Source organism: Enterobacter sp. JMULE2 (assembly GCF_013337145.1).
Taxonomy (GTDB): domain Bacteria; phylum Pseudomonadota; class Gammaproteobacteria; order Enterobacterales; family Enterobacteriaceae; genus Enterobacter; species Enterobacter mori.
In genome coordinates, this window is the sequence record NZ_SGWD01000018.1 from 361,870 (window position 1) to 374,879 (window position 13,010).

The following is a 13,010-nucleotide window of genomic DNA, read 5'->3' on the forward strand; positions in this document are numbered from 1 at the left end:
ACAGTCATGGTATTCACTGATGAGGATGGAAATGACTGGTATGCATCACAGACCAAATTTTCGGCCTCCTCTTTAAAATTTATGTTTGATGGAAAAGGCAATATTGTTGCCGCTTCATGGGATGCCTCCATGCTGGCACCTGAAAATCTGTCCGTTTCGGAAATTGAAAAAAATAGTGTGCCGGAGAATTTTTTCGAGCCGGAAATACGCTGGGTATTTGATGGTGAAAAAATCATCCCGTTTGTTTATTCGCATGAAGAACTGCTTCAACTAGCAAAAGACGAGCTCGAACGCTTACTTAGCGAGGCAAGAGAAAAAATAGTTGTACCTCAGACCAGGTTAATGGCAGGCAGAACGCTGACGGAGGGACAGTTAAACCTGTTAAACGCCTGGCTTGATTATATTGATGCTCTGGAGGCCTGTGATATCACCGTAATACCCGTTAGTTTCCCGGATCCCCCGCAGTAATTTAATTTGAAAAGACGAAATAACTCCAGCCCTCTGTTAAGAGGGCTTTTTGTTTGTTGTGTGAATGACAGATGGAACATGATGAAGTGCATGGAATGAGAGGGTGGCAGAAAATAGTTTTACACCTTAACCACGGAGTTAAACAGATGGGCGACTATCACCACGGCGTGGAAGTCATCGAAATCAACGATGGCACGCGCACCATTTCCACCGTCTCGACGGCAATCATCGGTATGGTCTGTACGGCCAGCGATGCTGACGAACAGACATTCCCGCTTAACGAGCCGGTGCTCATTACCAATGTGCAATCCGCCATTGCGAAAGCCGGTAAACAGGGGACGCTGTCCGCTTCCCTTCAGGCTATCGCCGACCAGTGCAAGCCGTTCGTTGTGGTTGTCCGCGTGGCCGAAGGTATCGACGATCCGGAGGATCCTGAAGCGGCACAGAAAGAGACTATCTCTAACATCATCGGTACCACCGACGAAAACGGTAAATACACGGGCCTGAAGGCGCTTCTGACCGCAAAAACCGTCACCGGCGTTAAGCCGCGTATTCTCGGCGTTCCGGGGCTGGATTCGCTGGAAGTGGCCACCGCGCTGGCCGCGACGTGCCAGAGCCTGCGTGCGTTTGGCTATGTTAGCGCATGGGGCTGTAAAACCATTCCTGAGGCGATCGCCTACCGCAAAAACTTTAGCCAGCGTGAGCTGATGGTCATCCATCCGGACTTCCTGGCGTGGGATACCGCGACGAACGCCACTAAAATGGCCTGGGCAACCGCGCGCGCGCTTGGCCTGCGCGCCAAAATCGACCAGACCACCGGCTGGCATAAAACCCTGTCAAACGTGGGCGTCAACGGCGTCACCGGCGTGAGCGCTTCCGTATCCTGGGATCTGCAGGAACAGGCCACCGATGCCAACCTGCTTAACCAGGCTGGCGTGACGACGCTGATTCGCAATGACGGTTTCAAATTCTGGGGCAACCGCACCTGCTCTGACGACCCGTTATTCCTGTTTGAAAACTACACCCGTACCGCGCAGGTACTGGCCGACACCATGGCGGAAGCGCACGCATGGGCAATGGATAAGCCCATTACTCCAACGCTGATTCGCGACATCATTTCCGGCATTAACGCCAAATTCCGCGAGCTGAAAACCAACGGCTACATCGTTGACGGCTCCTGCTGGTATGACCCGGAATCCAATGACGTGTCGACCCTGAAAGCGGGGAAACTGTATATCGATTACGACTACACCCCTGTTCCGCCGCTGGAGAATCTGACCCTGCGCCAGCGCATCACCGATACCTATCTGGCCGATCTGTCAGATTCGGTTAACAGCTAAGGAGCTGAAGTATGGCGTTACCACGCAAACTTAAATATCTGAATATGTTCAACGATGGCCTGAGCTACATGGGCGTGGTTGAGTCCGTCACCTTACCGAAGCTGACCCGCAAGCTGGAGAAGTATCGCGGCGGCGGTATGCCGGGCTCGGTCTCCGTCGACCTCGGCCTGGACGATGATGCCCTGGCGCTGGAGTGGACCATCGGCGGTCTCCCTGACGTCGCGCTGTGGGCGCAGTATGCCTCTCCGGGCGCGGACAGCGTGCCGCTGCGTTTTACAGGCTCTTTCCAGCGTGACGACACCGGTGAAATCTCAGCGGTCGAGATTGTGATGCGCGGCCGTCACAAAGAGTTTGACGGTGGTGAGAACAAGCAGGGTGAAAGCGGCACCACCAAGATGTCGACCGAGTGTGCTTATTACCAGCTCACCATTGATGGCAAAGAGGTCATCGAGATTGACATCATCAACATGGTGCTGAAAGTCGACGGTGTCGATCGTCTGGCGGAACATCGTAAGGCCATCGGCCTGTAACTTCTTAACCGGCCAGAATTGCTGGCCGGTTACTCCCCTTTTTTTGAGAGTAACGAGATGGAAAATATCAACGAAAGCGAAAATCCTCACACCGTCATGCTTGATAGCCCCGTTCAGCGCGGTGAACAAAAAATCGAAAAAGTGACCGTCGTCAAACCCAATGCCGGCACCCTGCGTGGCGTCTCGCTGGCGTCGCTGGCGCAATCCGATGTGGATGCCCTGATTAAGGTACTGCCACGGATGACCTCTCCCGCATTAACCGAGCATGAGATTGCGCGTCTGGATGCCTCCGACCTGCTCTCTTTTGCCGGGAAGGTGGTCGGTTTTTTGTCACCGACTTCGGCTCGCTGAAATTTCCTGAAAACCTGTCGGTCGACGACCTGATGGCGGATATCGCGGTGATCTTTCACTGGCCGCTGTCAGAACTGTACTCCCTGAGCGTGACCGAACTCCTTATATGGCGCGAAAAGGCGCTGCAGCGAAGCGGAAACCACCATGAGCAATAATGTCAGACTTCAAGAGCTGCTGAGTGCCGTTGACCGGGCCACCCGGCCGCTCAAGGCTATCCAACATGCCGGCCTCTCTCTCGAGGGCGAGATCCGTGATTCGCAGGCGGCGCTGCGCGCGCTTGATGAGCAGGCGGGGCGTATTGACGGCTTCAGGAAAGCAAACGCCCGGCTCGCCATGACGGAACAGTCGCTTGACCAGGCCAGACAGCAGGCCGCGGCGCTGGCGGTGCAATTTAAGAACACGCAAAACCCCACCCAGGCGCAGGCAGATGCGCTGTCCGCTGCCCGAAAATCAGCAGCCGACCTTAAGCTCGAGTACAACAGTCTGCGCTACGCGGTACAACGGCAGCGCACTGAACTCGCTCAGGCGGGAATAAATACGCGCACGCTCTCGTCGGACGAGCGTCGTTTACGCACCCACATCAGCGAAAAAACGCAGCAGCTTAACCGACAGCGTGATGCGCTGGCCCGCGTCAATCAGCAGCAGGAGCGGCTGAATACCGTTCAGACTCGCTACGAGTCAGGCAAACGCGTGGCCTCGCGGGTGCATCAGTTGGCTAATGCGGGCGTGGGTATGGCAAAGGCAGGTTTTGACCAGACGTCCCGGTTTATGGCCCCTGGCATCAGTTTTGAGAAGCAGATGTCATCCATTCAGGCGAACCTTGGTCTGGCGAAGGGCGACGCTCGGCTTGAGGCCATCCGACAGCAGGCGCGGGAGGTCAGCGCCAGCACCGGCGTCCCTGTCGATACGATCGCGCTGGCGCAGCGCGAGCTGGCCCAATCCGGTTTTGACGCCGATGGGCTGCTTGCGGCCACCGCGCCAGCGGTCAACCTTAGCCTGGCGGGGAATGTCGACGCGGCAAGAGCGGCCGATATGATCGCCAGTACGCAGGCCGCGTATGGTCTGGCCGATCAGGATGCGGGGCGCATCGCAGACGTTCTGACGCGCGGTTTTACCTCTTCGAAGACCAGCCTCGCTGAGATGCAGGACGCCGTCACCTCCGCTGCGCCCGCTGCGGAGGCTTCCGGTCTGGGGCTTGAAGAGACCACCGCGCTGCTCGGCGTCCTGGCGGAAAAAGGGATGAAAGGTGCCGCTGCCGGGGACGCGCTCAGCGCGATGCTGCGCCATGTTCAGACTCCGGATGCCATAAAAGCCGCAGGGGTGCTGGCTTCCGCTGCGGGTGATGGATCGCTTAATGAAAAACGTCAGCAGTTGCAGGCGGCGAAGGGCAGTACCGCGCTCGCGGCTTCCGTACAGACCGATAATCTTGACGGCGATATCAACCGGTTCCAGGCCGCGTGGAGCGGGTTAAAGATAGATTTATTTGATAACGCGGACGGTGCCCTGCGCACCCTGATCGCCACCGCGACCGGGTGGCTCGGTACGCTCTCTCTCTGGGCGAACGCTAACCCTGAGCTGACGCAAGGTCTGGTCGGCGTCGTTATCGGCGCGCAGGCGTTTGCAGGCGTACTGGGCGGGTTAGGCATGGTCGTCGCGCCGGTTTTGTCTGGCCTGAATATGATCATCACCGCCGCAGGAATGTTGGGTACGGGATTCAGCGTGGTGGGGGGCACAATCATGACGGTGCTGGGAGCCCTTAGCTGGCCGGTTATTGCCCTTGGCGCGGCGATTGCCGCCGGTGCCTTGCTGATCTTTAAATACTGGGAGCCCATCAGCGCCTTCTTTGGCGGCGTGATTGAGGGGCTTTCTGCGGTCTTCGCGCCGCTGGGCGAGCTGTTCTCCCCGCTATTAAAGGCGTTTGATTTCATCGCAGAAAAACTGAGCGGGATCTGGCAATGGTTCACCGAGCTGATTGCGCCGATCAAGGCGACGCAGGAAACGCTCGACAGCTGCAAAAATGTTGGCGTGGCGTTCGGTCAGGCGCTGGGAAATGCGCTAATGGCTCCGCTTGATCTCTTTAACAGCCTGAGCGGCAAGGCCAGTTGGCTGCTGGAGAAACTCGGCGTCATAAAAAAAGAGTCGGGCAATATCGACCCGGTCGTGCCGAAAGAGGGTACCTCCTCTGCTGACGCTGGCAGTGCCTGGGACCCGGCGTCACCGGTTTACGGCGGCTTCATGGGATACCAGCCAACGGCTGCCGTGGGAGGGCGTTCATACGTCGATCAGAGTAAAAGCGAATACAACATTACGCTGCAGGGAAGCATGGCCTCCGGAACGGATCTGACTCGTCAAATCCAGGAGGCAATAGAGAACAGTGAACGTGAGAAAGCGAGAAAGCAGCAAACCAGCTTTACGTACGGTTGAGGAGAGAGAAAATGTTAATGGTGCTGGGTCTGTTTGTCTTTGAACGACGAACCTTACCGTATCAGACAATGCAGTTTACAAAGGGCTATCGTTGGGCATCCAACGATCGCATCGGGAAGCCCAAAGCCTGGCAGTATCTTGGCGAAGGTGAGACCTCCTTCAGCCTGTCCGGGTTACTTTACCCGGAGCTCACGGGAGGGCGGCTTTCTCTTAAGGCGCTTGAGCTGATGGCCAATGAAGGGCGGGCATGGCCGCTGATAGATGGCACCGGCATCATTCACGGCATGTTTATCATTGAGAAAGTCACGCATACGCATTCGGATTTTTACAGTGATGGCACTGCGCGAAAAATTAATTTTACGCTGGAGCTGAAACGCGTGGACGAATCGCTAATGGCGATATTTGGCGACCTGAAAACGCAGGCTGAAGAGCTGGTGACGAGCGCACGCAATAGCATTGGAGGGCTGGTGGGATGATCACCGAAATGAATATCCGGGCGGGTGGGAAAATCGCCCCTGATTTTATGCTCAAGCTTGACGATCGTGATATCACGCAAAACGTCAGTCCTCGTCTTATCAGCTTATCCATGACCGACAAACGCGGGCTGGAAGCCGATCAGCTGGATATTCAACTCGATGATTCCGATGGACGGTTAGTGTTGCCTGCCCGGGGGGCTACGCTCTCGTTATGGCTGGGATGGGAGGGCGCCCCACTCCTACAAAAAGGGAACTTCACGATCGATACGATTGAATTTCAGGGCGCACCGGACAAGCTGACCATTAGGGGATGCAGCGCGGATTTCCGCGGGAAGCTAAACGTTCGGCGCGAGCAGTCGTGGCATGACACGACGATCGGCGCGATCGTTAACACCCTCGCTCAACGTAATCAGTTGACCGCCAGCGTCGCGGCGGAACTTTCATCCATTGCCATTTCGCATATCGATCAGTCTCAGGAGACAGACGCGGCGTTTCTCACCCGCCTGGCTGAACGCAACGGTGCCTTTGTTTCAATCAAAGCCGGCAAGGTTATTTTATGAAGGCGGGCCAGGCCGTGACGGCCAGCGGCAAAACGATTCCCTTAATGGTGATCGAGCGTGGGGATGGCGACCGGCATCTTTTTTCCGTCGCCGATCGTGAAAACTATTCTGGCGTGACGGCCAAATGGCTGCAAACGCGCGATCCCAAAAAACAGAATACTCAATTGAGTATCAATCGGTTACCTGACGGGCAGGTGCCAGAAGCATTAACGCACCCGGAGGCCGCCGCGCCGACAGCAGGAGCAGGAAAAGCGCAGCCGCCGCAGGAGATGCTGGTGGGATCGGCGGAGAACGTGTTTGAGCTCACTACGGTCTATGCCTCTGAAGAGCAGGCTCTCAGGGCGGCAGAGGCAAAGTGGCGTGCGCTCCAGCGGGGGACCGTGAAATTTTCCATCCAGCTGGCGCTGGGGCGAGCCGATCTGTTTCCCGAAACGCCGGTGCTTGTAAACGGTTTTAAACGCGTCATTGACGAGCAGGCGTGGATCATCAGCGAGGTGGTTCATACCCTCAGCGAGAGCGGATTTACCACCAGGCTTAACCTCGAGTTGAACGCCACCGACGAACGATTTTCTGTCGACAGTGAGTAATTGATTTGCCTTTACGTTGTTTTTGAGTATTATAAATTCACAAAATGTGAATTAAACGGAGGGGTACATGTTTCATTGTCCTAAGTGCAAGCATTCCGCGCATGCGCGTACCAGTCGCTATTTAAGTGAAAACACCAAAGAGCGCTATCACCAGTGCACCAATGTTGACTGCAGCTGTACGTTCGTGACGATGGAGTCCGTGGAGCGTCTGATCGCAACCCCTGGAGACGCTGGGAATGCGCGAACGGCTTCGCTGGCTCACGGTTAGCGGCTTCGCTTCCGACCGTTGAAAAAAACCAATAAAAAAGCCACTCGCTAGAGTGGCTTAATTATATGATTCTACAGCTAAAATTTGGTGGCCCCTGCTGGACTTGAACCAGCGACCAAGCGATTATGAGTCGCCTGCTCTAACCACTGAGCTAAGGGGCCGTGGCGGTGAATTATAAAGTAACTCCCCGCAGCAATCCAGCCATTCACTCCTGCCTGCTGTTTTTATAAACAATGCATAATCAATCCTTTATACTTCCATAACGATGTATCAGTGGGAGTAAAGATGATTAACGACATTCTGGCCCCTGGCCTGCGGGTAGTATTTTGCGGTATCAACCCGGGGAAATCCTCGGCGCACACCGGTTTTCACTTCGCTCATCCGGGAAATCGCTTCTGGAAGGTGATCTATCAGGCAGGTTTTACCGACAGGCTACTTAAGCCAGAAGAGGAGCAACACCTGCTGGATACGCGCTGTGGGATCACCATGCTGGTCGAGCGTCCTACGGTGCAGGCAACCGAGGTCAATCTGCATGAACTACGCAGCGGCGGGCGGGAACTGGTCAAGAAAATAGAGGATTATCAGCCCGCTGCGCTGGCTATCCTCGGCAAGCAGGCTTATGAGCAGGCATTCAGCCAGCGCGGGGCGCAGTGGGGTAAACAGAGCATTCGCATCGGTGTAACGCAGGTGTGGGTGCTGCCAAACCCAAGCGGATTAAACAGGGCAACGCTGGATAAGCTGGTTGAAGCCTATCGCGAACTGGATGAGGCGCTGATGGTGCGCGGGCTGTAGCTGCCGGAGCCAGAGGCTCCGGCAACACTGTCAGAACTCGAAGCGTGCGCCCATGTTGTAGCGGCGTCCTTCCAGCAGGGAAGACTGGTTATAGGACGTTTTGTAAATCGGGTTCACGTCGAACAGGTTGTAAACCCCCGCCATCAGCGTGATGCGCTTGTTGAGATGGTAGCGTGCGCCTAAATCAACCAGCGCATAGGCCTCTGTGGATGTCGATTTCCCGGTGTTCGGCGTGTTGCTGCGCCAGCTGGCTTTGGTCCACAGCTCAAGATCGTTAAGCGCGTTCCACGTCAGGGAGAGGTTGGCCATGCTGCTCGGGAATTCGTTCAGCGCTTCCCCCTTGTACTGACCGCTCTTTTGCTCGCTGTGTGTATAGGTGTAGTTCGCGTTAGCCTTCAGCGCGGGCGTGACCTGCCAGTCACCGTTCAGCTCCAGACCATAAATTTCCGCGTCGCTGACGTTGAAGTACTGGGAGACCTCTTCCGCTTCATAGCCGTTGTACACACACTTCTCCGTAGCCGTTGCGGTACAGATGGTGTAGTCGCTGATCTTGTCTTTAAATTTGGTGAAGAACACGGTGGCATCCAGCGCCAGCGCGTCCTCTTGCCAGTAAACGCCCAGTTCGGTGTTGACGCTCTGCTCGGGCTTAAGGTCGTTGTTACCGATGCCAATATAGGAATAAGGATACGAACCGTAAACGCTGGTGAAGCCTTCGTTGTTCTGGCGCAGATCCGGTTTTTTATAGCCCGCAGAGACGCCACCTTTCAGCGCCCAGCTTTCATCAATCGTCCAGTTACCGTAGAGTTTTGGCGTCACGTGGTAGCCAAAATAGCTGTCGTGATCGAGACGTGCTGAGGTGGTGAGGGTGAAGTCCGGCACCATCATCCAGGCGTCTTCGGCGAAGACCGCCCAGCCGTTACGCGTGATTTTGCTGACTGGCGTGACGCCCGGTACTTCCTTGTCTGCAATACCGAAGGTGTCGTCCAGCTCGTTGCGGGTGAAGTTAATCCCCAGCGTCAGCTTGTGATCGCCAAGCGTAAAGGTGTTCGCGCTATTGGCCTCGTAGTTACGCTGTTTGATGAACTGCGAGCTCATCCCCGGAACGCGATATTCGGTTTTGGCGTTCTCGTAGCTGACGAAGTTCTTCGCTTCCAGCAAATCGTCACCGTACCAGGCGTGCTGAGAAAGCGACGCAGCATCGCGGTCAAAATCCCATTCCCAGGCTTTATCGTTGTGTGATTTTACCTGATGTCCTTTAACGACATTTAAATCCCACAGTTGGGTATCGGTCGGCGACATGTTGATGGTCGCGTCCAGATTTCCGGCCTGGTGCTTTACAAAGCGCTCATCGTTCTGGCTGTCGTCATCGCGACGGTCCAGATAATCCGCCGCCACGCTCACCCCGAGTTTGCCGGGAATAATCGGCCCCATCAGGAAGGCGTTGGTCTGGTTGGTGTTGCCGTACTCGCTCTTCTCCTGCAGGAAGTAGTTATCTTCCAGTACGCCGGTCCATGCATCCAGGTTGTAGCCTTTTTTGGTGATGACGTTCACCACGCCGCCAATGGAGTCAGAGCCATACAGGGAGGACATCGGCCCACGGATCACCTCAATGCGCTCGATAGCGGCAAGCGGAGGTAAAAAGGCCGCTTCGGTGCCGATATGGTGCCCGTAAGGGCGGGATTCGCGGGTACCCTGTTTGATACCATTGACCATATAAGAGGTGTAGGTCGAGTCCATGCCGCGCATTTGCACATCACCCGTTGCCAGGCTTCCGTTACCGTTGCCCACTAATACACCGGGCATCTCACGAAGCGCCTCGGTGACGTTCTGGTTCGACCGGGTGTTAAGCTCTTTTTCACCGACGACAGAGATGGTAGCCGGTGCTTCGCGGCGTTCCTGCGCGAAACCGGTAGCGGTGACGACAAGCTGATCTTCATCTGCCGGGGTAGTTTCCTCGGCGAAAACAGCCGCAGGAAGGGTGGCGAGGGCGAGCGACATCGCCAGCGCCGTTCGTGTCTGGTTCATCACATCGCACTCCTCAGAATGGGGTTAAATCGAGTTTGAGCACATAGTCAGCCTTGTTGGCCTTTTCATCCTGTTTCACGCTGACGAACAGCGTTTTGTTGTCAGGGGAAAGCACCATGCTGTTTGGCATCGCCGCCGTTGTGACGGTGTGTTTCAGGCTGTAGGTGTTGGCATCGATAACGCTTATCTGACGGGCATTGCGATGGGTAACATACACTTCATCGCGCGCAGGGTTGTAGACCGCGGCAATAGAGTTCGGTGTTGGAACGCGATGAACAATTTTGCCGGAGTCGAGCTGGACAACCAGCACGTCAGGGGTGTTGGTATCCGCAATAAAACCAACGCCTTTGGTGGTGTTCAACGCGATGTTCAGGAAGTAGTGTTTAGGTTCAGCGGGGTCAACCTTTACGCGGGAGAGAACCTGAGAGGTTTTGCCATCCAGGGTAATTAGCTCGCCTTTGCCGGTTACAGCGTAAACTTTATCGCCTGCTTCATCGACCGCAAAACCGACCGGATCCATCTGTTTGTGGGTCAGCAGCAACGTCTGTTTTTGCGTGTCGACGACCCACAGCACGCCTTTGCCTTCGCTGCCGATGCCGGAGACATACAGGCGGTGGTGTTTCTTATCAAGAACCACTTCGCGGACGTGTGCTTTATTCTCAGCATCCGCAAGCTGGAGGGTTTTCACTTCTTTGTTGGTGCGGGTATCGAGCAGTGTCACTGAGCCATCAAGCGCGTTGCCTAACCACAGGATATGACTGGCATCATCCAGTGAAACCGCAAACGGGCGGCGCTGGGTAGTAATGCGCTCATTAACGTTTAGTGAATCGACCGCAAGCTGGAACACTTCACCGGCGGTTTTGTCTTTCTCGAAAGAGGGGGCAGAGGCCGCGTAGACTGCCTTTTGTCCAGCGTCATAAGCCAGTTCGTAAACGCCGTGACCCAGCGGCTGAGAGATAAACTGATCTTCCGTGAAATCCTTTGCCAAAACAGAACCCGCGTGAAGTGCCAGGGAAATCGCGAGCGCACAGAGGGATTGATTTTTTAATGTTTTGAAATTCATGTAATTTTTCTTTACAGTAGTTTACGAAAAGAAAAATGATAATGAAAATAAATATCATTTACAATTGCATATGTAAGCGGTCACCCCTACTAATTTTTGTACTCCCGGTAGAAAATCCCCAAAAAAAAACTCCCCGCAGGGAGTTTTTGCTGTCAGGACAGATTAGTCGTCCAGGAAGCTACGCAGCACTTCAGAGCGGCTTGGATGACGCAGCTTACGCAGCGCCTTCGCCTCGATCTGACGGATACGTTCGCGGGTAACGTCGAACTGTTTACCCACTTCTTCCAGCGTGTGGTCGGTATTCATATCGATACCGAAACGCATACGCAGTACTTTTGCTTCACGGGCGGTCAGGCCAGCCAGAACGTCGTGCGTGGCAGCACGCAGGCTCTCGGTGGTGGCAGAGTCCAGCGGCAGCTCGAGGGTGGTATCCTCGATGAAATCACCCAGATGCGAATCTTCATCATCACCGATTGGTGTTTCCATGGAGATTGGCTCTTTGGCGATCTTCAGCACTTTACGGATCTTGTCTTCCGGCATCAGCATGCGTTCAGCCAGCTCTTCCGGCGTCGGCTCGCGGCCCATCTCTTGCAGCATCTGGCGGGAGATACGGTTGAGCTTGTTGATGGTCTCAATCATATGCACCGGAATACGGATGGTGCGCGCCTGGTCTGCGATAGAGCGGGTGATCGCCTGACGGATCCACCATGTCGCATAGGTAGAGAACTTGTAACCACGACGGTATTCAAACTTATCTACCGCTTTCATCAGACCGATGTTGCCTTCCTGAATCAGATCCAGGAACTGCAGACCACGGTTGGTGTATTTCTTGGCGATAGAGATAACCAGACGCAAGTTCGCTTCAACCATCTCTTTCTTCGCACGGCGGGCTTTCGCTTCGCCGATGGACATACGACGGTTAATGTCTTTTACCTGCTCAATGGTCAGGCCAGTTTCTTCTTCGATCTGCTGAAGTTTCATCAGGCCGCGCTGCACATCGTCTTTCACATCATGCAGTTTTTCTGACCACGGTTTGTTCATCGCGATAGCCGCGTTGAACCAGGTCTCGCTGGTTTCGTTGCCGGTGAAGAGGGTGATGAAGTTCTTCTTCGGCATTTTGCACTGTTCAACGCACAGCTTCATGATGATACGTTCCTGGGTACGCACGCGATCCATCATAACGCGCATGCTGTTCACCAGGTAATCGAACTGTTTTGGCACCAGGCGGAACTGTTTGAACACTTCAGACAGCTTCAGGATCTCTTCCTGAGCGGCGGCATGACTGCGGCCTTTCGCTTTGATGGTGTCACGCGTGACTTCGTACTGGGTACGCAGCTCACCGAACTTCTCACGTGCCAGCTCAGGGTCGATGCTGTTGTCGTCGTCGCTGTCGTCTTCTTCTTCCTCATCTTCGTCTTCGTCGTCATCCATCTCTTCCTGAGACAGTTCTGAACCGACGTGAGTGGCGGTAGGCGCCATATCTTCTTCAGCGTTCGGATCGACAAAGCCGGTGATCAGATCGGACAGGCGAGCTTCTTCAGCTTCAACGCGATCGTACTGTTCCAGCAGATAGGTGATGGCTTCCGGGTATTCAGCAACAGAACACTGAACCTGGTTGATCCCGTCTTCGATGCGTTTAGCGATGTCAATTTCGCCTTCGCGGGTCAACAGTTCAACGGTACCCATTTCGCGCATGTACATGCGGACCGGGTCAGTGGTACGCCCGATTTCAGATTCCACGCTGGACAGTACCTGTGCAGCAGCTTCTTCCGCATCTTCGTCAGTGTTGTTGGAGGTTTCAGCCAGCAACAGATCATCGGCATCCGGTGCTTCTTCCATCACCTGAATACCCATGTCATTGATCATTTGGATGATGTCTTCGATTTGATCTGAATCGACGATATCTTCCGGCAGATGGTCATTGACCTCGGCATAGGTCAGATAGCCTTGCTCCTTACCGCGTTGGACAAGAAGTTTCAGCTGTGACTGCGGGTTTTGCTCCATAAGACGGTATCCACACTTATTTCGTTTGATTGGTGTCGGCGATGGGGCTGCCAACCTTTAAAGCGAGGGCGTACTTATATTTTTGCCGCTGCCTCTCAGTGCGGCTGCCGGGGGCTTCCCGA

At 54.9% G+C, this 13,010-nt stretch carries 12 protein-coding genes, 1 tRNA gene and 1 pseudogene; 10 read left to right on the forward strand and 4 right to left on the reverse strand.

Going from position 1 to position 13,010, the window contains the following annotated elements:
* Positions 1 to 6 precede the first annotated feature (6 nt).
* The 9 genes and pseudogenes from EXW94_RS26360 to EXW94_RS26400 all read left to right on the forward strand — a co-directional run bounded on the left by EXW94_RS26360 (position 7) and on the right by EXW94_RS26400 (position 7,004).
* Positions 7 to 468, forward strand: a complete 462-nt coding sequence (locus EXW94_RS26360) for a tail fiber assembly protein (protein WP_254797907.1) — start codon at positions 7 to 9, stop codon at positions 466 to 468.
* Positions 469 to 614: 146 nt separating this feature from the next.
* Positions 615 to 1,808 carry a phage tail sheath protein gene (locus tag EXW94_RS26365; RefSeq protein ID WP_174341505.1) on the forward strand — a complete coding sequence of 398 codons (1,194 nt, stop codon included), beginning with the start codon at positions 615 to 617 and terminating at the stop codon, positions 1,806 to 1,808.
* 11 nt (positions 1,809 to 1,819) lie between these two features.
* A complete protein-coding gene (locus EXW94_RS26370) occupies positions 1,820 to 2,338 on the forward strand; it encodes a phage major tail tube protein (protein WP_014833332.1) in 519 nt (172 codons plus the stop codon).
* Positions 2,339 to 2,395: 57 nt separating this feature from the next.
* Positions 2,396 to 2,689 carry a phage tail assembly protein gene (locus EXW94_RS26375; RefSeq protein WP_010435764.1) on the forward strand — a complete coding sequence of 98 codons (294 nt, stop codon included), beginning with the start codon at positions 2,396 to 2,398 and terminating at the stop codon, positions 2,687 to 2,689.
* Positions 2,686 to 2,844 (forward strand): GpE family phage tail protein, encoded by a 159-nt coding sequence (locus EXW94_RS26380; protein WP_309232527.1) that lies wholly within the window; start codon positions 2,686 to 2,688, stop codon positions 2,842 to 2,844. Before EXW94_RS26375 ends, EXW94_RS26380 begins: the two co-directional genes overlap by 4 nt.
* Complete coding sequence (locus tag EXW94_RS26385; RefSeq protein WP_174341506.1) at positions 2,834 to 5,113, forward strand: phage tail tape measure protein; 2,280 nt, start codon at positions 2,834 to 2,836, stop codon at positions 5,111 to 5,113. The genes EXW94_RS26380 and EXW94_RS26385 overlap by 11 nt, the downstream gene beginning before the upstream one ends.
* An 11-nt stretch (positions 5,114 to 5,124) precedes the next feature.
* Positions 5,125 to 5,589: a phage tail protein gene (locus EXW94_RS26390; protein WP_108416194.1), complete on the forward strand. Its 465-nt coding sequence runs from the start codon at positions 5,125 to 5,127 to the stop codon at positions 5,587 to 5,589.
* Positions 5,586 to 6,736 (forward strand): annotated as a pseudogene (locus EXW94_RS26395) (phage late control D family protein). The gene EXW94_RS26390 and the pseudogene EXW94_RS26395 overlap by 4 nt, the downstream one beginning before the upstream one ends.
* Positions 6,737 to 6,803: 67 nt before the next feature.
* Positions 6,804 to 7,004, forward strand: a complete 201-nt coding sequence (locus tag EXW94_RS26400; RefSeq protein WP_100166454.1) for an ogr/Delta-like zinc finger family protein — start codon at positions 6,804 to 6,806, stop codon at positions 7,002 to 7,004.
* An 85-nt stretch (positions 7,005 to 7,089) separates the two neighbouring features.
* Here EXW94_RS26400 and EXW94_RS26405 read toward each other — a convergent pair.
* A tRNA-Ile gene (locus tag EXW94_RS26405) sits at positions 7,090 to 7,165 on the reverse strand.
* A 124-nt stretch (positions 7,166 to 7,289) separates the two neighbouring features.
* Between EXW94_RS26405 and mug the strand changes: the two genes are divergently transcribed.
* Positions 7,290 to 7,796, forward strand: coding sequence for a G/U mismatch-specific DNA glycosylase (gene mug / locus EXW94_RS26410; protein ID WP_089601111.1), 507 nt, complete (start codon positions 7,290 to 7,292; stop codon positions 7,794 to 7,796).
* 30 nt (positions 7,797 to 7,826) lie between these two features.
* Here the strand turns inward: mug and EXW94_RS26415 are convergent, their stop codons facing one another.
* The 3 genes from EXW94_RS26415 to rpoD all read right to left on the reverse strand — a co-directional run bounded on the left by EXW94_RS26415 (position 7,827) and on the right by rpoD (position 12,918).
* Positions 7,827 to 9,824, reverse strand: a complete 1,998-nt coding sequence (locus tag EXW94_RS26415) for a TonB-dependent receptor domain-containing protein (RefSeq protein WP_174341507.1) — start codon at positions 9,822 to 9,824, stop codon at positions 7,827 to 7,829.
* Positions 9,825 to 9,834: 10 nt separating this feature from the next.
* On the reverse strand, positions 9,835 to 10,884 hold the full coding sequence (locus tag EXW94_RS26420; RefSeq protein ID WP_174341508.1) for a YncE family protein: 1,050 nt from the start codon (positions 10,882 to 10,884) through the stop codon (positions 9,835 to 9,837).
* Positions 10,885 to 11,046: 162 nt separating this feature from the next.
* The gene (gene rpoD / locus EXW94_RS26425) at positions 11,047 to 12,918 is read right to left on the reverse strand and encodes an RNA polymerase sigma factor RpoD (protein ID WP_260662717.1); all 1,872 of its coding nucleotides are present in this window, start codon (positions 12,916 to 12,918) and stop codon (positions 11,047 to 11,049) included.
* Positions 12,919 to 13,010 lie beyond the last annotated feature (92 nt).

Coding starts and splice junctions, on each gene's coding strand:
- EXW94_RS26360 (WP_254797907.1), top strand. CDS start 7: ATGGTATTCACTGATGAGGATGGAAATGACTGGTATGCATCACAGACC.
- EXW94_RS26365 (WP_174341505.1), top strand. CDS start 615: ATGGGCGACTATCACCACGGCGTGGAAGTCATCGAAATCAACGATGGC.
- EXW94_RS26370 (WP_014833332.1), top strand. CDS start 1,820: ATGGCGTTACCACGCAAACTTAAATATCTGAATATGTTCAACGATGGC.
- EXW94_RS26375 (WP_010435764.1), top strand. CDS start 2,396: ATGGAAAATATCAACGAAAGCGAAAATCCTCACACCGTCATGCTTGAT.
- EXW94_RS26385 (WP_174341506.1), top strand. CDS start 2,834: ATGAGCAATAATGTCAGACTTCAAGAGCTGCTGAGTGCCGTTGACCGG.
- EXW94_RS26390 (WP_108416194.1), top strand. CDS start 5,125: ATGTTAATGGTGCTGGGTCTGTTTGTCTTTGAACGACGAACCTTACCG.
- EXW94_RS26400 (WP_100166454.1), top strand. CDS start 6,804: ATGTTTCATTGTCCTAAGTGCAAGCATTCCGCGCATGCGCGTACCAGT.
- mug (WP_089601111.1), top strand. CDS start 7,290: ATGATTAACGACATTCTGGCCCCTGGCCTGCGGGTAGTATTTTGCGGT.
- EXW94_RS26420 (WP_174341508.1), bottom strand. CDS start 10,884: ATGAATTTCAAAACATTAAAAAATCAATCCCTCTGTGCGCTCGCGATT.